Source organism: Photorhabdus caribbeanensis (genome assembly GCF_018448885.1).
Taxonomy (GTDB): Bacteria; Pseudomonadota; Gammaproteobacteria; order Enterobacterales; family Enterobacteriaceae; genus Photorhabdus; species Photorhabdus caribbeanensis.
The window spans coordinates 1-1,079 of sequence record NZ_RCWB01000111.1; the positions used below are offsets into that span (position 1 = coordinate 1).

General features: G+C 40.9%; 1 protein-coding gene. It reads left to right on the forward strand.

The annotated features are described in order from the left end of the window. The first annotated feature begins 85 nt into the window (after positions 1-85). Positions 86-1,054: an IS30 family transposase gene (locus tag EAE90_RS23190; protein WP_214055444.1), complete on the forward strand. Its 969-nt coding sequence runs from the start codon at positions 86-88 to the stop codon at positions 1,052-1,054. Positions 1,055-1,079 lie beyond the last annotated feature (25 nt).

Below are 1,079 nucleotides of genomic sequence, written 5' to 3' on the forward strand. Positions count from 1 at the left end.
GGCGGATTCGACTAATAAGCGCAATTTTTCAGAAAGGCGGTCAGTTGCTATAGTAGGCATCTTTCCCGCCACAGGAGAATGCGCTATGGCCTATACACAACTGACCGAGACAGAAAGATATCAGATTTCCAGTTTAAAGACAGCGGGTTTTTCACAGCGTTTCATTGCTGAGTCACTTAAGCGAAGCCCGTCGACCATCAGCAGAGAATTGAAAAGAAATCAGGAAGCTCAGGCATACTGTCCTAAACAGGCTCATTTGAAGGGATTAGCTCGTCGTCATTTTGCTAAGAAAGCCGTGAAAATAACGCCGGAAGTCGAAAAATGGATAAAACGGTTAATTTGGAAAGATTTAAGCCCTGAACAAGTGGCTGATTATTTGAAGCGACATAAAGGGATATCTTTGCATCATGAGACGATTTATAGGTTGATTTACCAAGATAAAATAGAGGGAGGTGATTTATGGCAACATCTCCGGATTGCCAGAAAACCTTATCGCAAACGCTATGGTCGCTATGAAAGAAGAGGCAAAATTAAAAACCGGGTCAGTATTGATGTTCGCCCGGAAATCGTTGATAAAAAAGAACGTATTGGCGACTGGGAAGGGGATACGATAATGGGGAAAGACAAAAAAAGCGCCTTATTAACCCTGGTTGACCGCAAAACGCTGTATACCCTTATTGTTAAACTTGATAGCAAGCAGGCATCAGAAGTCGCAAAAGCGGTAGTGAAAGTATTATACCCGTTAAAACAAAGGGTTAATACCATCACATTCGATAATGGTTTGGAGTTCGCAGAGCATGAAATCATGAGTAAAAAATTAGAAACCCAAATTTATTTTGCTCACCCTTACTCGCCCTGGGAAAGAGGGATAAATGAGAATATCAATGGACTCATCAGACAATACTTTCCAAAGGGAACTGATTTTAATGAAGTCTCTGATCAGGAAATAAATTTTGTGGTAAACCGATTAAATAATCGCCCCCGAAAAACCCGGGGAGGGAAAACCCCGAATGAATTATTTAAAGGAATACGAACATGTTTACTTCCGGATTAACGATGTTGCACTTATTATGTGAATC

What these genes read in the sequence shown, in the direction of transcription:
- EAE90_RS23190 (WP_214055444.1), top strand. Translation starts at nt 86, where the DNA reads ATGGCCTATACACAACTGACCGAGACAGAAAGATATCAGATTTCCAGT.